This is a genomic window from Alteromonas aestuariivivens (assembly GCF_003367475.1).
Lineage (GTDB): Bacteria > Pseudomonadota > Gammaproteobacteria > Enterobacterales > Alteromonadaceae > Alteromonas > Alteromonas aestuariivivens.
Window position 1 is genome coordinate 180,749 of the sequence record NZ_QRHA01000005.1, and the last position, 20,016, is coordinate 200,764.

General features: G+C 50.3%; 10 protein-coding genes. 4 read left to right on the top strand and 6 right to left on the bottom strand.

The window, feature by feature from the left end; all coding sequences use genetic code 11:
- Positions 1 to 7 precede the first annotated feature (7 nt).
- On the bottom strand, positions 8 to 1,255 hold the full coding sequence (lhgO, locus tag DXV75_RS08325) for an L-2-hydroxyglutarate oxidase (protein ID WP_115592945.1): 1,248 nt from the start codon (positions 1,253 to 1,255) through the stop codon (positions 8 to 10).
- Positions 1,256 to 1,360: 105 nt separating this feature from the next.
- Here lhgO and tcdA point away from each other — a divergent pair, with 105 nt between their 5' ends.
- Both tcdA and DXV75_RS08335 read left to right on the top strand, forming a co-directional pair.
- Positions 1,361 to 2,137: a tRNA cyclic N6-threonylcarbamoyladenosine(37) synthase TcdA gene (gene tcdA / locus DXV75_RS08330; protein WP_115592946.1), complete on the top strand. Its 777-nt coding sequence runs from the start codon at positions 1,361 to 1,363 to the stop codon at positions 2,135 to 2,137.
- A 46-nt stretch (positions 2,138 to 2,183) separates the two neighbouring features.
- Positions 2,184 to 2,591, top strand: coding sequence for a hypothetical protein (locus tag DXV75_RS08335; RefSeq protein WP_115592947.1), 408 nt, complete (start codon positions 2,184 to 2,186; stop codon positions 2,589 to 2,591).
- A gap of 35 nt (positions 2,592 to 2,626) precedes the next feature.
- On the opposite strand, the gene DXV75_RS08340 is transcribed toward DXV75_RS08335, so the two are convergent.
- The gene (locus DXV75_RS08340; protein WP_181898386.1) at positions 2,627 to 3,100 is read right to left on the bottom strand and encodes a DUF2919 family protein; all 474 of its coding nucleotides are present in this window, start codon (positions 3,098 to 3,100) and stop codon (positions 2,627 to 2,629) included.
- Positions 3,101 to 3,345: 245 nt separating this feature from the next.
- Here DXV75_RS08340 and DXV75_RS08345 point away from each other — a divergent pair, with 245 nt between their 5' ends.
- Positions 3,346 to 3,981 carry a PEP-CTERM sorting domain-containing protein gene (locus tag DXV75_RS08345; protein WP_115592949.1) on the top strand — a complete coding sequence of 212 codons (636 nt, stop codon included), beginning with the start codon at positions 3,346 to 3,348 and terminating at the stop codon, positions 3,979 to 3,981.
- Between the two features lie 236 nt (positions 3,982 to 4,217).
- Positions 4,218 to 5,702, top strand: a complete 1,485-nt coding sequence (locus DXV75_RS08350) for a family 43 glycosylhydrolase (protein WP_115592950.1) — start codon at positions 4,218 to 4,220, stop codon at positions 5,700 to 5,702.
- A 217-nt stretch (positions 5,703 to 5,919) separates the two neighbouring features.
- Here DXV75_RS08350 and DXV75_RS08355 read toward each other — a convergent pair whose 3' ends face one another.
- Genes DXV75_RS08355 through DXV75_RS08370 form a run of 4 tightly spaced genes read right to left on the bottom strand, consistent with a single transcriptional unit; the run spans position 5,920 to position 19,898 of the window.
- Entirely contained in the window at positions 5,920 to 10,800 is a 4,881-nt protein-coding gene (locus DXV75_RS08355; protein WP_115592951.1) for an Ig-like domain-containing protein, read from the bottom strand.
- Between the two features lie 43 nt (positions 10,801 to 10,843).
- Positions 10,844 to 13,732: a hypothetical protein gene (locus DXV75_RS08360; RefSeq protein WP_115592952.1), complete on the bottom strand. Its 2,889-nt coding sequence runs from the start codon at positions 13,730 to 13,732 to the stop codon at positions 10,844 to 10,846.
- A 50-nt stretch (positions 13,733 to 13,782) separates the two neighbouring features.
- Positions 13,783 to 16,575 (bottom strand): hypothetical protein, encoded by a 2,793-nt coding sequence (locus DXV75_RS08365; RefSeq protein WP_147291811.1) that lies wholly within the window; start codon positions 16,573 to 16,575, stop codon positions 13,783 to 13,785.
- A gap of 35 nt (positions 16,576 to 16,610) precedes the next feature.
- The gene (locus DXV75_RS08370) at positions 16,611 to 19,898 is read right to left on the bottom strand and encodes a TonB-dependent receptor (RefSeq protein ID WP_115592954.1); all 3,288 of its coding nucleotides are present in this window, start codon (positions 19,896 to 19,898) and stop codon (positions 16,611 to 16,613) included.
- Between the last annotated feature and the right edge of the window lie 118 nt (positions 19,899 to 20,016).

Here is a 20,016-nt window from a genome sequence, read left to right on the forward strand (position 1 = left end):
TTCGATTTCATTGCATGCTTTTTGGCTTGCCCGAAATTCGTGCGACGATTTCCCTGGCTATCGGTATGGCAGATGTCGCTGCCGGCGATGGAGCATTAAGCACATGCAGACTGTAGCGGGTTTCGACAAATTTAAAATCCTGTACCAGTTCACCGTTTCCGCTAACGGCCTGGGCGCGTATCCCCGGCCGATAAGGCCGGAAATGGTGTGCCCGGATAGCCGGGCAGTACTGTCTGACCAGAGAAGCATAATAGTGCCTGCTCAGACTCGACAATGCCTCCCTGCAAATCGCCCCCCGGTAGTGCCACAGGCAGCGCCATAATCCACGAAATGACAGATTCTCCAGCCATTCCCCATTCCCGACACGAAAACCTTCGTAAGCCTCCCTGCCCCAAGCCAGGGCTGCATTCGGGCCAACGGTGGTGTAACCGCCTACCATCCGGGTCAGATGCACACCTAAAAATGGCATTTGCGGGTCTGGCACCGGGTAAATCAGGCGCTCACTGATAGTGTTAAATTCTCTGCTTAATCGAAAATACTCCCCTTTAAAAGGTACTATACGGATATCGGAGTTCAGGCCCTGCAGGCGAAGCAGTTCATCTGAGTGTGCTCCTGCACAGGATACCAGGTATCCGCTTTTGCATTTGTGTTCACCTTGCGGCCCTTGAAGCTTCAACACCATCCCATCACCCTGCTCCTGAATTGCGGTTACCCTGTGAGTGAACCTGGTATCCGTTTTATTGTTTTCCCGGGCCAGTTGAAGCAAACATCGGGTTACTGCCGCATAATCGGTGATCCCGGATTGCTTTATCCATAATCCCTCCTCACCTCGGATATTGGGTTCAAGTTCATTTAAACGGCGTTTACTGAGTCGCTGAGGACTCAGGCGATTTAGCTGACTTCGTTGCTCCAGAATATCGAGCCTGGTGCTCTCGGAAGCGTTAGTGGCCACCACTATTTTTCCACACTGCTGATAAGGGATTGAATATCTTCGACAAAGCTCAAGGGTATCTTCGAGCCCCCGACGGCATAAACGGGCTTTGAGGCTATCGGGCTCATAGTAGACACCGGCATGGATCACGCCGGAGTTTCGGCCGGACTGATGCAGGGCAACTGCCTCTTCCTTGTCCACCAGCAGAATATGGGCCGCTGGAAAACGCCGGGCCAACTCCCGTACCACGGCCACGCCCACAATCCCGGCACCCACCACGGTGAAATCATACTCAGTTACCGCCTGCACAATAATTCCGTTCATACAGCCCTTAAGTTTCGCTACAATAGCACATTTGGCTTTGCTGGTTGCAAAGCCAGCTTTCCAGCCCGGCTTGAATGGGCTATGCAGTAATCAGAGCTAACCTTGATGAGCGAAAAACAACGATTTGACGGCACCCGTCGCCTTTACGGGCAGCCGGCTATGGAAATACTCAGCAAAGCCCATGTTGCGGTGATTGGCATTGGTGGTGTGGGCTCCTGGAGCGCAGAAGCACTAGCCCGTTCCGGTGTTGGCACGATCACTTTGTTTGACCTCGACGACGTGTGTGTGTCTAACACCAACCGTCAGATCCATGCCCTCACCCACACCATCGGCAACGCCAAAGTGGCCGTGATGCGTGAACGGATTCTGGCAATCAATCCGGATTGCCAGGTAGTGGCAACGGAAGATTTCGTCACTGCCGATAATGTCAGTGAACTGCTCAACCAGAACTTTGATGCAGTCATTGAAGCCACCGACAGCATCCGGGCCAAGGCTGCGATAATCTTCCATTGCAAGCGCGCCAAAATTCCCGTTGTAACTGTAGGTGGAGCCGGTGGGCAGATAGACCCCTCGCAAATTACCAAAGGGGACCTGTCCAGGACCATTCAGGACCCGCTGGCGGCCAAACTGCGCAGCGAACTTCGCCGTAATTACGGCTTCAGCAAAAATCCCAAGCGACGTTTCGGTGTCGAATGTATCTACTCCACTGAACAACTCCGATACCCTCAACCGGATGGCTCGGTATGTTTTAATAAATCGGCCCTTGAAGGCGGCACCAGGCTGGATTGTGCGGGCGGCTTTGGCGCCTCGGTGACGGTTACGGCCACCTTCGGGCTATTTGCCGCAGCCAGCATAATAAACCGGCTGACCGGTACGAATTAGACATCAGCATTCAAACCAAGCACAATAGCCCAAGAAGGAGAATTCAATGCAACAACAAGAATTAGAACAACTAATGGCTGAATGTGCGATGGATGCCATTAAAACGGCCCAGGAAGAATTTCAGCTTACACTGGATTATTCACCCCAAAGTATCGAACTGGTGGACGATGCCTTACTGAGCTTTGTGGACAGGTACCACGACAAAGCACTGGAAGACCAGGCTGTATTCACCCTCTGCAATATCTTTGGTGCCTACATAGGTGAAACTTTTCGCAGGCTCGCAGGCGGAAACTGGCGGTATGACCAATCCAATCCCAAGGCCCCCTACGTGTTACTCGAAGTGGGTGACCGCTCCTATGCGTTCGCGGGTATCTGCTACGAAAGGCTGGTCAATGACAGCCAGGTCAGTGTTAAAGCCTACTTTGATCATGCGCTGACCCAGCACGCGCAATAGGTATTGAAGTCAGCCGCCCGCTGGCGGCTGAAATATCAGCGAATGTCAAAGTTCTCTTTTGACCAGTCTGCTATCATCAGTCTCAGATGAAAGCTACGCCACAACACCGCGAGAAAAACCGGATACATCAGCAGACCAAGCGCAAGAAACCATTCAAACTGCCAGTGGGAAGCCAACAACTGTATGACCAGCATTGCTGTTGCAATGACGCAGCCCAGCGTCAGTAGCGGAAGCACGGCAATTCGCCATCCATAATAACCGTGATGCCATAACCGCTGCCGCTGACTGATGAGTATCATTGCCAGTAAACACGGCAGGCTTGCGGCCAGCTTTGAGAACATCAGCCACTTACCCGCAAAAAACACACTCAGCAAATGTTCGGTTTGCCGGGGTACCGCCAGTGCAAAAACCACTATCAGCCAATCCATACAGCACAACAGCATTAGAACATACAACCAGCCAGGTGGTTTGATAACGCCCGACTCATCATAACAGTGAATAGGTAACAATAATGCCGCGATGACGAAAGCTCCTGTAACAGCAATAACAGGCCACCTTATTCTCTGATGCGCGAAATGGCAATGCCGGTGCGGTTCAACTGTCAGCTTTATTTACACCAGCGGCGCAGACAGAAAAAAATTTTCTTACACTTCAATATGATGCATAATGGCACGGCAAATGCAAAAGAAGAGATAGCCGGCAGGATGGAACGATTCCCAGCCAATTTATCAGAGTGACTAAGCGGGTAACATCAATGAAACGTTTTTTGGTAGCGCTAAGCTTTTTGATTTTGAGTCAGCATGCGGTTGCAGACTACATTTACACATCAGACTTGAATGATTTATATCATGCTGGCAGCATAGTACCTGTTTCTGGCCAGAATGGCGGCAGCTACGAAGTTTACACGGACTTGAGCAACGGCATTCTGCTGCTCAACCAAAATGCCTGGACATACGTGAGTTTCGAAGATCTGTTTGGCCTGGAAATTCTCGATTTGGACTCAGGAACCGATTACGTTCTGAATTTTTCCGTCAGAATCATGAACGCACTGCCTGAAATTGCAGGTTTTATGCTCGCCAATGACAGTAACATTGTCAGCATTGATGGTGACGATGCCCGGTTTGCCTTCAATCTCGGTGGAAGCCAGGACTGGGGAGACAGAACCTTTCAGTATGACACTACGGAAATGGGTACCTGGCAGTCCTTTTCCATATCGCTAAACGACTTTGTCAGCGGCGCATACAAGTACCTGGTGTTTATCAACGACTGTGACAAACAGAACTGTGATAACTCCGTTGAGTTTGGTGACGTCACCGTATCCGTACCTGAGCCAGGTATGCTTGGAGCGTTTGGATTGGTCCTGCTGGCCATTCGCAGATTCCGCAAGTAACGCATTTATCGCTTTACACAAAGCCCGGAGATTTCCGGGCTTTGTCATTTTTACTCCCTCAAAACGCTGACAAATTGCCTTTTTCAACTGGCAATTTGTCTCATTCTCCACTGAATTTGTAAAATATTCTTAATAGAGCCAAATAGACAGTCTAACCGGCACACGAAGTCATACTGCACCACTCAGGCTGATTTTATATTGGGTATTCACGCTAAAGACAACAAAACGAGGATCCCATGAATGTATCTCGTCTGACGCTAGCAATCGCTCTTGCAGCCGGTTGTGGTACTGCAATATCAAAACCAAACGTCAACTCGGAGCCTTATCCATTCGGCAACCCGGTTATAAAGCATATGTACACTGCAGATGCGTCCCCTCATGTAATGCCCGACGGCCGGGTATGGATGGTTACGTCGGTGGACCTGGATGCAGGTGGCGGTTACTCCACTATGCACAGTTACCATACCTTCAGTTCTGCCAATATGCTTGAATGGCAAGATCACGGTAAGAAATTTAATATCACCGACGTCGTTGAAAACGAAAATCCAGACCAGCTCGACTGGGCATTATGGGCACCGGATATGATTTACCGGGACGGTAAATACTACCTGTACTACCCCATTCACATACGCCATCGTGGCGAACCGAAGGTGAATGGGCGGCTTAAAGTTACCTCTTACATCGGCGTTGCAGTAACCGATGATCTCAACAAACCCTTTAAGGTTTTGAATGAGCATATTGAGGGAACGCCAGGCATTGATCCGTCGATTTTTATTGATGACGACGATCAGGTGTACCTGTACTGGGGCCAGAAATGGGTTGCCCGATTAAAGGACAACATGATGGAACTCGCCGAGCCAAGGCAGCAAATTGAAATTGGTGATGACAACCGATTCCAGGGCAAATTCATGGAAGCCCCATGGATGCACAAAAAAGACGGAAAGTACTATTTCAACTACCACACCAAATACGATGGGAAGGTTTCTGAAACCAACCCGGATGACCCTACACGCCAAAAATCAGAACTCGCCTATTCAATCGGCAACAGCCCAATGGGGCCACTTGCTTTTGGCGGAACCCTCAACTACGAACTGGGCTTCGGTGTTCAGGCAGATATCACCTACCCAGGCAAACCCTATGTACCATGGCGTTTAACCCAATCCAATCATGGTGGTGTAGTGGAATTTCACGGTAAAGACTACCTTTTCTACCATACTTCGGCACTATCTTCCTGGCGCCAGGATCAGTTCAGCGAACGCGGAAACTGGACCCAACGCTCAGTTAGCGTGGATGAGATAACCTATGACAAAAGCGGCAATGTGATCCCGGTGCAACAAACCCTTTCGGGCCCTGAACCTGTCAATGTCACTCAACCTTATGACATCATTCTGGGTGACGCTCAGTTTGATGAAAATGGGATCGCCCGTTTTGAAAACGTCAATATGGGTAGCGGTTATTACTACCTTGACACGCTCATCGCCAACCCTGAGGAAGTGAGCGGAAAACTCGAAGTCAGGCTTGGTAAACCCGACGGCTACCTCGCCGGCACAATTACCCTCACGCAAAAAAGGGTAACAGAAAGAAACGGATTGGTTGATACTTTCCTCCGAGAAGCAGAAGCAACCCAGGACGTGTTTCTGGTTTACAAACCTGAAACCAGCACCAGTCCCCTTAAGCTGAACAAGGTGCGCCTGTTCGCTGGAGCCCCCAAACCGTTATAGCAAGCACCAGCCCCCACTAAAATAAGCCGCAACACAACTGTGAACGCGGCTTTTTTGTGCCTGCTGGTTTGTATCCGGCACAGGAGAGCTCTCTCCGAAACAAACACTCAGGCTGCTCTGTGCATCCTTCGCGGGGCTGAATACGTCACCGGAACAGAGGGCAAAAAAAAGCCAGCGCTTGTGCGCTGGCTTCATGTTTAGGCTTTTCCAATCCCGGCTACAAGCCTATCAGATACTTGATCTCAAACCAGTCAATGTCCATCAGAAAACCGGTATCCGTCGGATGGCTGAATTCCAGTGTCAGCTGATCAATCTGTTGCAGGGCTGCGGTACTTAAGGTCACCGCCAACTGTTGTTCACCTCCGGTAACCACCTGACCTTCGCCCACGTAAACGCCATCTGCATAGAAGGTAATCACCGACTCAGCCTTGACGTTACTGACCAGCGCCAGCACAACTTCCAGATCTCCGGCCAGGTTATTCAGATTAACATCGTAGGTTACAGAGGTTGAATCTTTGATGTACCCAAGCTTGGTACCTCCACCTGATGCCCTTGCACCGTCATTCGCCACATAATCCTCAGCTTCAACTATTAACCCTGCATCAATGCTGGGCGTCACACCATACTCCAGTGTAAAGTTGTCAACATCAAGCAGGAAGCCGGTATCAGTGGCATGAGCAAATGCGAGTGTCAAAGTTCCAACAGGCTTACCATAGGTACTTAGTGTGGTTGACAACGTTTGCGCCCCTGTGATGGCAGTTTTCGCCTTACCTACACTCACACCGTCTGCCAGCACTTCAATTTCAGCATCGGCCTTAACGTTGCCAGTTAGGTTAAAACTCAAAGTCGCGTTCGTTGCCAGCGCCGACAGATTGAGGTCATAACTGACCCAGGTTCCGTTTTTAACGTACCCCAGACCATCACCGGCTGCCCTGGCACCAGAGTTAGCTGCATACTCCTCGGCTTCAACACTGAGTGACACCATTTCAACCGGCAGCACACCATAGCTGAGACGGAATTTATCCAAATCCATCAGGAAACCGGTATCTGTTGGATGGGTAAATTCCAGTGTCAGTGTGCCGACAGGCCCAATGCCTGCCGTCATCAGAGAGCCTGATAATGTCTGCTCACCGGCCATGGCTACCGTAAGTTCACCCACAAGTACGTCATCGGCATACACATTAATCACCGAGTCCGCCTTCACATTGGCAACCAAATCCAGTTCTATCTGAGTATTAATCTCAGAAGCCGGCAGGTTAAGGTCGTAAGAAACCCAGGTGTTGTGTTTGATGTAACCCACCTTGGTTCCACTGGCTACACGGGCACCGCTGTTGGCATCGTAGTTTTCGGCTTCCACTTCCATATCGAACATTGTGAGCTTGGGCACCGAGTAATTCAGCGTGAACCAGTCGAAATCCATCAGGAAGCCAGTATCCGTTGGGTGCGAGAAGTTGAATGTCAATTGCGCAATTTCCCCGATATTTTGCGTGAACAATTCAGTCGTCACCGTCTGCGGGCCAGCCAAAGGCACTTCAATCATTCCAACAAACATACCATCGGCGTAGACATCTACAATTGTCCCCTGCTTGACACTGCCACCAACCAGAGACATTTTCAGTACGGCATCAGACAGTGAATTTGGCAGATTCACATCGTACGTTACCCAGGCACCGCTCTTGATGAAACCAACCTGGGCGCCGCCACCGGCAACTTTCGCAATATTGGCATCCACAAAGGTTTCGGCTTCAATTTGTACATCCACTTCAGTTAACAGCGGGCTCTCAAACACAGGGACGTCTCCCGTATGTTCCGTCACAACAAACTTCTCAGCATCGGAAACCTGACTGCTCGCGGCATACAGTGGAGCCTCTGCCGTAGCTGACATTTCAATGCGCACAAACAAGCCAGTCGCCTTGGAGTAAAGAGATACTGTGCCATCACCGTTGTCCACCCAGATAAACTTGGCATTCTCGGTAATGTCCTTGTCGTCTTCGTCACCGCGACGGCTGTCGGGTTCTGCATGAAGATAACCGTAGCGCCCGGCATCCACTTTCAGGTAATAACCACTGGCATCCCGCAATGCAATGAAACCGTCGCCCGCATCAGTCACAATAAAACCCGGATCTTCAGCTGTACCATTGGCCATTGCCGGGCTCAGCCCTACTGGTACACTCTCATCGGAATGCACGTAGGCACCGTTCGATGCCTGCATGGCAATATACTGGCCAATGGGTGCTGAACTGGATTCCGGTGCTGTCACTGACTCAGGCATGGAGAACAATGTTAGCGTGGGTAAGACCAAACCTTCGTTGTAATCGAAATACTGCCCGAACATGTCAATGTCATTAATGGCCTGATCTTCGATAACAAGGTTGTCAAAATGTATGAAACGAATGTATGCAGCCCGGCCATCAGACATGCCCTGCTGGGTTAACAAACGCTCCTTGACATAAGATGCCTCCCGAATGGTGAAGTTGCGGAAGGTTTTATCACCAAATACTGCGATTTTGTCCGGTGTTGAAATACTGTCACTTTGTTCAATATTGATATTGAAAATCAGCGACTCGCGACCATAAAAATCAAAATCTTCAAACACACCACCCGAGTGGTTTGTAAGGCCTTCAACGTCAAACCGTGAGTTAAATACACCATGATTGTCGCCGTACTTGCCCTCGGCTGCGTTACGTCTGTCGGATGACCACACTGTGTGATTGGTTACCGTTGCAGTGATATCCGGTATGTTGAACGAACCCCAGCCAAACTGGAAGCTCGGCCCGTTATGCATGTTGTAACTGGTGTTGTATTCCATCAGGTAGTCTTCATGCGCATACGTGATGTCATCATCGTTGGTCAGAAGGTTACCCACATAATGGGCTCTGGAGCCAAAGGTCTGATAGGTACTGCCGCCATACCCCACATCTTTGTGGTTAACGATTTTCGAGTTCGCCCCATCAACCACAATGCCCATGCGCCCACCAATATTGGTCAGCCCCTGGAACACACTGGGTTGGGCACTGTACTTGCCTTTAAACCAAACGTGGGTTTCCCATGCATGGGTTAAGCCCCAAGGGTTACCTTCGATGGAATCCAGGTGAGACCACTGGCTTCGCGCACGGTCACTCCATACATAACCGTATTCGTCACCTTCGTCGTCAGTATACAGATTGAACATTTCATCGCTGTATATGCCACGGCCCCAAACTTTGACCGGGTAACTGTTATTGTAAAAAAGAAAACCGTAATGCAAATAAGCATCGCCGGGAACGTACAATTCGCGCGCAGTCGCATTGCCCTGTATCCCTCCATCTTCCTCTGGAATCAGCCCGGGTTGGTCACCCAGGAACTGATAGTTCGGATCCGGTAAATGAATGCCTGGGCCATAAACCACCAGCTCACCGTCGTTAAACTCGCGAATTTCGCCTTCAGGTGCGGAAGCCGGAGCAACATGCATTGGGTTTACGAATACAAACAGTGGCGCTTCAATGGTAGTGCTGCCTCGGTATTCGGTTAGCGGAGACTCAGACCAGGCTTTACGGTTCACGGCTATTCGGTAGTGACGGGTGTAATCTGTTGCTCCGGGCAAGCGGACATCAAACGTTTGCTCGTCCACGGCCGTAATGCCCAGAGGAGCCGGGTGGATTTCCAGATCTCCCATGTCGACAACGCCATGCGCCGGATCAAGAGTTACTCTGACTGTCACGTCTTCTGCGGCATCAAAGTTGGTCCAGTGTTTACTGTGCAAAGAACTGCCGCTCACCCCTTCCTGGGGCCCGTAATAAGCATACTGATAAGGACGATGCCCGGGCAGGCCGTTGTCTTTCTTGGTATGCCTCACATCATTTTGAGCAAGGAAATTACGAATCTGAGGCCGTGTTTCATACACCGGCGAACTCAGCACTTCCCCTTCATCAGAAAGAACTTCCACCTTGAAATAGGTTGAAACCCGGGTCGCCTGCCCCTGTGACGGGTCAATGGGCGTTTGATATTGCATAATGGGGAACGTAATGTTCCGGTTGACCAGATTACCGTCGTCGTCATAAACGTCTTTGGCTACTGTCATAGTGCGGCCAGAACTGATATCCGCCACCTCAGGATACACTTCCAGCGTATCGGCCGTACCCACAATGCGCAGTGTTTCAGCGTCCTCAGAAACAAACTCCCCGCGGGTGGCACGAACACGAATGTACTGGGTTTGCTGACGATCAAACTCGGCAATCACTGCCATGGTTTCATCTGCAACAGCCTGGCCGATTTGCTGCCAGTCGGAACTGCCATCAAGACTCGACTCTACAATGAACCCATCCTCATTGACGCTTCTGTCGTGCCAGTAAACCGTCAACTGGTCGTAAGGAGCGGTAGACTTGAAGTACAGCTTGTCCGGGCTGAACAACCAGGCACCATGATCCTCGGCAACGGTCATCATCATTTCGACGACATGGGTCTCGCCCAAATCGTCGGTGGCCACGATTTTCAGGCGTCGCTCACCGGCTTCAGGCAGTTCAATGGATACACTAAAATCAGGACCTGTTGTGGACTGAGCGGCCATTTGGCCGTCAAAGTAATAATCCACCGACGAAATCTGGCCATCCTTGTCCATGGCATGCACGGCAAAATCTACCGTTTCGCCCTGTACCAGTGGTGTCTGGGCATCCGGCATCACCAGCGCGATAGTGGGCGGCTTGTTCGGTTCAGTAACCTCAACCAGCAGGCTGGTCTGGGTTTCTGCGCCCTCATCGTCCATAACCACCACTGTGATCGTATTGGTTCCCAACGACGCATTTACCGGCACATAAACCGGCGCAGTCTGAAACGGTGCCGACGTCTCTTCACCAATCAGTGAATCGTTCCAGTAATAACTGACTTTGGCAATATCACCATCGCTGTCGGCCACCACCGAATCGATTTGGATGGGCTCGCCTATAGCGAACACAGAACCTGCCAGCGGCGCCGTAACACTTACCGTTGGCGCAACGTTTGGAGCAGCCTGACAGTCAGCACCACTGCAGTCCTGCTGACGCTCTTTGGGATCATCACTTCCGCCACAGGCTGACAAAGCAAGGAGTGTGCATAAAGTTAAAGTCTTTTTAGTAAAAGTCATGTTCTGACCTCAATTCTATTTATATTTGTCCGTAGGGCGGCCATTACTTGTTGGCAGCCTGCAGTAGATACACCACTTCACCGGTAAGATGGTCTATCGCGTAGAGCGCACTCTCGGTCATATCGGTGGCCACCAGATAGGGCAATCCGCCTTCCATTACCACTGCGCTCAGGCGGCCAATGGTGTTTTCAGAGGAAGACAAGGTCATTACCTGGGTTTCGGTGGTCTGAATCGCCATTCCCCCCTGTGGGCTGGCTTCAACAATTGACGGTAAGTTGGACAGATCCAATTTCGCTATCTGAGCACCAAAGCTGATGAACGCCGCCTGTGTTTCATCGTCGATCGCAATCGAGAGGCTGTCCGGCAGTTCTACAGGGTTACCGGAGCTGTCCACCAGGTTCAGTTGGGTCATAGGAACGTTTTCGTCGTAAACGTCCTTTTTGGTGGTCGCGTATACACGGGCTTTACTGGCGTCATTGCTTTGTACCAGAGTGACAATGTACTCGGTCCGCGCCTCACCTTCGCCGACGTATAGCAAGTCAACGGAGACTGTACCGCCAAAGTTGGTGGTGTTACCGAATGTCTTGCGTGAAATCCACTTACGATGGGTAGTGGAGTCATTGTTCTGAATTGGGCTTCCTGCAAGGTTGTAGTTCATGGTAATACGGCCGAGGCCATCGTTCCCGGTAACGTACACTGTATTGCCATCCTCTGACATGGCCGTTTGTCGGGCACTCCAAATGGTATTTCCCAGGCCTTGCAAGTACGCATCCGGGGTCGCCATAACGGACAGGTTCGGATAGTTCTTGAGATCGGATACTCTCAAATGCGGGCCATCCCAGGCATGGCGTATCAAATAATTACCGTCGGTTACCGGACGATAGTTGTTTATGGTGATCCCACCTATTTTCTTTTGCAGCTCAGTGCTGCCGTACAGCGCCAGAGGTGTCGCCATTTTGTCAATGGAAGAGCCCATAACCAATTCAGTAACCTGCTTACCGGTGTATTCGGCCAGGTAGAAAATTGGGAAACCACCACGTCCATCCACGGCAACGTCAACCAGGTCACTGAATGCGCCTGCATCATCCGGGAACAACGTATTCTTCGACTCCAGCTTCTCAACCTGAACTTTGACCGGGCGCAGATTGATCAAGTCAAACGGAGTAATGGTGCTGTCTACAGCAGACGTCAGAACAAACTCGATCTGTTCTCCTGCACCATAATTACCAATATCCGCTTCGTAGGTCCAAATCCCTGTCTCGGGATCGTAGCTGTCTACGGCGTTACCGTTAACCAGAAGTTGATCATTGCTAAGACCATCATTCCCTGTATTCAGGTTCGCCCGCCCCCTCAGAATAAGCGTATTGGATGCGGTAGCTGAAACCGGCGCAGGGAATTCGATGTTGGCTTCCAACACCGGCAGCTCGGGATCCGCCTTGGTTTTTACCTGCCACTCAAAGCTCTGATCGCCTACCGTAAAAGAAGGCCATATTGACGTAACATAATCAGAGGGCATCAGAACCTTGATTTGCAGGGTTTGACCTGGCTCAATCAGCGCTTCGGGCTCGTCGGTAAAAAAGCGTCCATCGATGGAATAGAGCACCTGGCCTGTGACTGGAACCTGTTCGCCGGTTTCCGGATCGAGCATCTTCGCACCCACCGAAACTGGCAGTTTTTCGTTGTAGCCCTGCAGATTAACAGAGTAAACCAGCTCCTCGACCTTTTCTTCAGTACTGATTTTGGCGCCTGAATTGCGCGGGTCTTCGCTGAAGATTGCCCCATCGATGGCGTCAAACTCGGTATCCCGCGCTTCGGTTGTGACCTCAAATGGAATTATCTGCGTTTTTGTCTGGCGGCTTAGCACAACAGGAATGTTGCGCTCATCACGCCTTGGGATCATGACCGCGTTGCCCTGCTCATCCCAAACCGGATTACCGTCATCATCCTGTTGCTGAATCATGTCATAAACCACTTCTTCGTACGGCCAGGCAATCTGCGCACGGTAAGTTTGGTCGAACACGTAATCAGGCAAGTTAAAGTTAATCCGCAGGTAGTCACCATTCTGAGCGCACTGGCTATAGGGCTGAAGATCGTTCTTGGTCATCTTGCTGTGACTGAACACTTCGATGGTGGCAACCGGGCGAACTTCCGTGCTGCCATCATCATTTTCTACGATGTAAGTGTCCTGATCGGAAACCAGCTCAAAGTCGGACTTAAACTGATTACTCAGTCCGCGAATGGGCATGGTAGAGACAAAGCTGATGGTTTGGCCGTCTGCAACCGCAATCACTTCACTGCCGTCTTTGGAGAGAATTTCACTGCGGTCGAATTCCAGTGTATCGTCACGCAAGGTATCACCTGCAGGTGGCGTGACCACCTGGAAATTGTACGTTTGGCCTGCAAAGGTAAGACCGGCTTCAAAGGTCATATCATAAAAACCGCCGGGAATAGCAAAGTTCAGGGAAAACTCATCGCCATTCAGAACGGAAGTGACCGGATCGCCGCTCGCATGCCCGGAATTGGGCGCCGTAGGATTCACGTTGGCGTACACCAGACTGTTTTTGTACGGAGTGTCTATCAGGTAATCCGGATCGGCCGGACATTTATCCGGGTCCGGAGCCTGAATGGATTGCGGTGCCGTCAGCGTAAAGTGATGGGTCTGGAAATCATCCAGCCCGCTTATTACCGGGTTGTCCGGCTTAAACGCAACCGTCAGTGCTTCGCCGTTAAATTCGTTATTTTCCGCAATCAGTTGGGCTGCGGTGGTGTAGCTCAGTTCAACGCTTGTGCCCGCTTCGGTAAAAGTTAACGGGTTTGGTTCGCCACTGCGATCGTTACTGGGGGTGTCAGTATCGCCCCCACCGCACGCAGTAAGAAGTAATGCAGACAATGCTGTGGCGATTGGGCTTAATCTTGGATGCTTCGAAATCATGATCGACTCCAGTGATTTATTCTTCTAATAAAGTGAGACCTGAACGCTGATTACTGGTCGCAATGACTCAGTTCAGGGTCGCCCACTATCTGATTGTTGGTCTTGATGATATAGGCCATGTCATAGGTCTCTAAATCGAACGCCAGTAGCGCGCTATATCCGGGTTTATTGGCAATATCGGAGATGATCATGTAATCCATCCCGCCCTCTATCACCATCGACTTAACGTCTCCGATTGGCGGTTGATTTTCCTGTGCCGGGCTAGCCACGACTTTGGCAACCAAGGTATCGGACGTCGCGATTTCGCTGAGATCAATCTCATAGATAAGCTTATTTTGGTTATCCGCGACGTATGCCTTTCTGCGTTCGCTGGAGACGGCAATGGCATCTGCCTGGTAGAGCTTCACTGCATCACCAAACTCATCAACCAGATTGACGATGGAATGGGATGTTTCAGGAGAATAACTTTCTGAGACCGGCATCTTCCGCAGGTTGGTCAGCCCGTTGTTGCCCATCGTAGTGTTATCCTTTCCGTCCAGAACCAGTACGTACTCTTCATACTGAGCTTCGGAAGCCGGATCGGTGTTGGGGACACTCAGGATATCAAGACTGACGGCATTATTATTCAGGTTCTGAGCATCTTCTGCGGCAGAGGTTTCTTTAGCAACCACACCAATGCCGCTACCAAACCCCTTGAAAACAAAGTCTTCAATTTTGGGCGTCTTCATGCCCACAATCGCCTGATACTCTTTCTGCTGGTTGAAGTTGGATTTCGAACTCATAAAGAACGTCTGACCATTAGCGGTATACGCCATGTGACCAGGCTGCTTGGTGCCTTCCCAGTTGGTCTGGAACTGGCCTTTGTTGGAATAGCTAACGTCGCCATCCAAGTCATCGTCAGAATAGTAGGCCAGGTTACCCGGCGAACTGCTCACCACTACCCCGCCAATTTCTGGTATTGCATGGTTGAACTGGATACCGTTCACACCGGCATCCTGCCAGGACCAGGGCAGCGTTAGACACACCGGCTTGTCTTTTCCGGACAGTGGGTAACGCCAGATGATACCGGGCGCCTGATTGCCCGTTATGTCATCGTTATTGCTACTGCGATCCAACAGGAACAGTGCATTGTCACGGGGGTCCCAGGTCAAATCCGCAATGTGCTCCAGCACCGATGTAGTCATGTGTGACGGGAACACATCAATGTTGTCTTCAACACGCAAAATTTCGGTAACCGATGGCTCACTTTCGGCCACCTGGGTTTCACCGCGCTTGAGGTTGGAATAAGCTTTGACCAGAAACTCGTTCTCGCCGGCGTTCAATGGTGCTTCGAACTGCCATTGATAAACATTGCGCTTAACCAGTTCTTCGCTGATCGCAGAAGTCACCATTTCCGATGCTTCGGCATCAAGTTCAAACTGCGTTTGGTCAAGAACCGCAACAAGCACCTCATTACCGGTAATCGGATCAATCGAATACACTTCAATTTTCTCTACCTGGTACTCATCGGGAATGGTCGCGTCATCCACCTTTCCGTTGTTGCTGAAATCGAGTTGATCCTGAGTAATTTCTACCGAACCGCGCAGCAGCACCGTATTTTTCAGCGTTGCAGAGTTGGATACCGGGTAGTCCCAGGCCAGCTCAGGACCGGGAAGATAATCGATTGGCTGGGTGTGAACCACAGCACTGTCAAACAGTTGTTCAGTACCCTGCTCACCTACTGTTACGTGTATTTCCAGCTCTTTATCATAATAAAGAGCTGTATCTTCACCGTCTTTGCTTTGAATTCTCAGGTAGAGTTTCTGCCCTTCACGAACCGTCAACGATGTCTCGCCTGGGATGTAAGACTGGTAGTCCTCATCGTCGGTGGTATTGATGGCGTACAGAATGTCAAAGTCCTGGTAATCGCCTTTGGTGATCACCACCGGCGCATTGGTGTTGTAGCCACCAAATGTAATAGGTGCCATATCGAAATAGCGGCCCGGCTTCAGATTACGTTTGCTGGTCAAAAAATTGGTTTTCAGATCCAGCTGGCCGTCTCTCACGCCAGTATTAACAATAAATTCATCGGTATGGTTACCAACCTGCAGCACCGCCTGATAGGCCTTCTCCCAGTGGTCATCGGTCAAATCAAAGGTAGGGGTAATGTTGGTAAAATAAGTCAGCGTGCCCGGTTCGGCTGTCAGCGCAGCTTCCATACCGAAGTACTGCTGCAAATCCACGTCGAGGGTCTTGTCCAGTTCATACTTGAACAGACCTTCACTGGTCACATCGATGGCGTCTTCCAGTGGTACCGGCGTAAAACTCATCAGCTCATAAATGTAGGCTTCGTCATCACAGGGTTCCAGCGGCGCATCTTCCGGCTGGGCTGGTACCGGGCGACCATTTTTCTCGGCGTCTTCTTTCTCGGCCTGCCAGTTATTCTGGGCCGTCAAATTGGCCGCGGCGGTATTGTCATTTCTGGCGTCACAGCTATCCAGTGTCTGTTCAATACTCTTTGCAACCCTTGGGTCATACACGGTACCGGAGATATCCATTACACTGACAATCGATACAGGGACTTTGGCATCTTCACTCATCCCGTAGATACCACCACTGCGCATTTTGGTCTGAAAATCCGCGTCAACGTCGGAACGCTGATAGTAGTACTCAATACCGTTTTCACCCTCACGGGCTTTTCGTATAAAGCCGTAACCGTCCTGATAGATGATTGGCTGAATATTGGTGTTGGTGCCGGTCACAATACCAGCTTGATCTAATTCCGTATCACAGCCCATCAACATGGAGCAAAAGATACCCATGGAGGTAAAAGCCAGCAGTGTTTTGTGTTCGTTTATTTTCATTTTATGCATTCCCGATATTCTGTAGCGCGACCTGATTAATCGAAACGGGCTCTGATGCCCAGAGTGTAATAAGGTCCGGTTTGATTGAGCTGACGCAACAAGTGTTTGGTGTTGTCTACATCACCCACGTAAGAACGTCGGGGTTCGTCCAACACATTCGTTGCCTGCAGAAACACGGTTACGCCGTTAAAGCGATAACTCATTGAAAGGTCGAGAGTGGCAAATTCATCATTCCATACCGGTACCGACACGCTTTTCTGGCGATAATCGGTCGCACCGGTAACGTCGGTAAACGACTCATAAAGAATGGGTTCGGGGCCGGCAGAACTCAGGGATACGAAGGACTCGTCCCTATAGTTATACGCGGCGCGGAAGTTAAAGCCGTATTTGTCGTAGAACAGGATCAGGTTGGCACTGTTTTCTGATAAGTCCTTGATTGGCAAAACACTGCCATCCAACTCGTTGTAACCTGCAGCCTGGCTGCTGTCGGTAAAGGTATAGTTGGTTTGCACACCGAAACCACTCAGGAAGCCCGGCAGGTACTCAAACGTATGTGTCGCTGCCAGTTCAACCCCCTGAACGCTCCCCTCATCACCGTTCACCGGCTGGCGGATGGTAACCGGATCATCGAACAACCCGTTTAGATTTCGGTCAGTTGGTGAGATGTAGTTGGTAAAGGAGTCGGTCAGGAAATCTTTCAGCTCCTTGTAGTAAATCGCTGCACTGAACTGGTTTACGTCGCTTTGATACCACTCCCAGGAGAGATCATAGTTCGACGCCTTTTCAGGCTTAAGCTGCGGATTACCGCGGTTGCCACTGAAACCGAAAGTGGGAACACTGAATGTGGGGCTCAAATCAACCGGGTTGGGCCGGGTCATGGTTTTGGAATAAGCAAAACGCAGGAACATGTTCTCAGTCAGTAACAGGTTGAAGTTGAATGATGGCAATACGTTTGCGTAAGACCCCTCGTAACTTACCGGCGTATAGTTGGTGGCATTTCGGGTATCGAAATCATCCAGAGGGCGCCAAGTGTCCTCATCCACTATGCGGGTTTTATTCATACCCAATGACGACACCTCAGTTTCGACGTAACGCACACCAATGTTGCCTGAAAACGGCAGATCAAAAATAACGTTCTCGAAATTGGCTTTGAAGTAAATGGCCTTGGTCGTTTCTTCGATTAGATAAGGGTAATCCTGATCAGCCAGGTAGGTAGCCGCAGGAATATCCAGTAGGTAGTTATATTCCCGCCAGTTTTCAGGTGTTTCATCACCAACAGGATATTCCATTCTATCTGTACAGATGCGCTGGTTATCTTTGTCATACAAAGTACAGTTGCCACCTGAGCGCCCCGGAAACATATCACCAATAAACTGGGCCAAATCATTGTGGCTCATGGTGCTGCCAAGCCAGCCTGGCAGTGTTTCACCACCGTTTCCTGCAAACGTGTTGGTTACCGGGTTAAGGAATCTGGACAGGTAGTTGTTAACGCCGTAATGTTCCTCAAACACCTGGTCAGTCCAGGCTATGGTTGGATTGCTCCAGCCAATATTGCCCCCAAGCATGGTTTCGGTTGTCAGGTCCTGGTCATATGCACGCCAGTTGTCGGAGGTAATTGAAAAGCTATTGGGGGAGTTGTATTCCAGTTCATTGCGTCTGCGGTTGACATTGTTGTTCGCCAATCGGGCGCCGAACTCTACTTTGGTAAGAAAATCACCATCGACAAAGTAATCAAAATCCAAAGCCAGAGAGTCTTTCTTGTTCTGATGGTATTCACGGTTGCCGCCTAATCCAGTGACAGTATAGATATCCGGATTGAGCAAAGCGTTTTTCATCGCTTCAACGCTACCGTCGTCGACGACCACACCAACAGTAGGCAAATCGCCCGGGCTGGCGTAATCATAGTACACATTAACACTGGACAGGTTTACGCTGGCTTCTTCCTGATTGAGGATTTCCTCATCAACCCTTTGCTGTATGACGCCCGCCCCCATATTCATGGAATAGCGCTCAGCTTCCCTCTCCGAACTGGCAAACGCATACACGGCGTTCATAAGCAGGTTGTCGGTGATCTGATATTCCATACCAAACTGGAAGGATTCCTGCACTTCGCTGTCTTCATTGCTGTCAAAACCGACCGAAACCGGAGGGTTATAAAGGTTGCCCACCGGCGTGACGGTACCGGTCTGGACAAAATAGCGATCCAACATTCCGTTGTAAGGTGCATATTCTGGCGCCGCTCCTGCAGCCACCTCATCCGGGTTGATCACAATCAGCTCATTATCCACAGGGTTACGTGACCAGCCAGTCAGAATGCTGGGGCTCTCATCGATAACAGTGCCGTCCAGATCACGGTCCAGAAAATAATTCTTGTCAGAGTTGGTTCTGAAATTTATGCCCTGCTTGGTGTTAGCTCTGTCCAGTTCCATGCGTATAGCACTGACACTGAATTCCAGATCGGAATTGGGTCGCCACTGAATGGCGCTGTCGAACGACATCCGATCGTCCTGAAAAGGCTTCTGATCGATAAAAATATTGTCCGGCCGAAAAATAGTCTTTCCGGCAGCTTGCGGGCTGTGCGCAATTTGGTTTTCGATCATTGGAGCCCAGTTGCTGAAATAGCTGTGGGAGTCCCGGTAGCTGGTTTCAGCCGAAGTGTTGATCAAAAATCCAATCTCACCCCAACTGTCCAGGTCAAATTTGCTGGTACCCATCAGGGAAAACTTGTGCCCGTTGTCCTCAGCCAGGTCGTCACGGGTGCCCTGACCAGACAGGTTCACCGTAGTTTTCTTGAAATCGAGGGGCTTGAAAGTATGCAACCGTACCGTAGCGCCTGAGGCACCTTCTACCATATCTGCGGTGGGAGACTTGATAACTTCAATTCGGGAAAACAGTGACGAATCCACCGCATTAAAGCTATTAGAACGGGAATCGGAGCTGCTGCCCATATCTTGGCCATTGATTTCCACCCGGTTTTGAGTGAGGCCACGAACCTGAAAGCCGGAGCCCTGCCCGGTTTCATCGCGGTTGATTTGAACGCCGGTAACCCGTTGCAACGCTTCGGCGATGTTGTTGTCTGGCAGTTGGCCAATATCTTCGGCAGAAATGGCGTCAAGGATCTGGTCGGCGTTCTTCTTTAAAAAAGCCGCATCGCGTAATGAGCTTCGCACACCCCGTACACTGATCACCTCAACGACGTCTTCTTCTTCGTCGGCTTTTTTCTCAGCTTCCTGCGCACTGGCAATTCCACACAAGGGAACCAGCGCTGCAGACAAAAACAAGTGATGTCGAATCTGCTTCGTAAGGGATTTTATCTTGAACATTCGGTTTTCCCATTTACTTTTGAGTCAACCGCCATCCTAGTTACATTATGTAAACATTCACTGACCAAATATCTTTAAATTACTAACATTTTTTCCCGCCGCACAAGATTTCCTCGTC

What these genes read in the sequence shown, in the direction of transcription:
- lhgO (WP_115592945.1), bottom strand. Translation starts at nt 1,255, where the DNA reads ATGAACGGAATTATTGTGCAGGCGGTAACTGAGTATGATTTCACCGTG.
- tcdA (WP_115592946.1), top strand. Translation starts at nt 1,361, where the DNA reads ATGAGCGAAAAACAACGATTTGACGGCACCCGTCGCCTTTACGGGCAG.
- DXV75_RS08335 (WP_115592947.1), top strand. Translation starts at nt 2,184, where the DNA reads ATGCAACAACAAGAATTAGAACAACTAATGGCTGAATGTGCGATGGAT.
- DXV75_RS08345 (WP_115592949.1), top strand. Translation starts at nt 3,346, where the DNA reads ATGAAACGTTTTTTGGTAGCGCTAAGCTTTTTGATTTTGAGTCAGCAT.
- DXV75_RS08350 (WP_115592950.1), top strand. Translation starts at nt 4,218, where the DNA reads ATGAATGTATCTCGTCTGACGCTAGCAATCGCTCTTGCAGCCGGTTGT.
- DXV75_RS08355 (WP_115592951.1), bottom strand. Translation starts at nt 10,800, where the DNA reads ATGACTTTTACTAAAAAGACTTTAACTTTATGCACACTCCTTGCTTTG.
- DXV75_RS08360 (WP_115592952.1), bottom strand. Translation starts at nt 13,732, where the DNA reads ATGATTTCGAAGCATCCAAGATTAAGCCCAATCGCCACAGCATTGTCT.
- DXV75_RS08365 (WP_147291811.1), bottom strand. Translation starts at nt 16,575, where the DNA reads ATGAAAATAAACGAACACAAAACACTGCTGGCTTTTACCTCCATGGGT.
- DXV75_RS08370 (WP_115592954.1), bottom strand. Translation starts at nt 19,898, where the DNA reads ATGTTCAAGATAAAATCCCTTACGAAGCAGATTCGACATCACTTGTTT.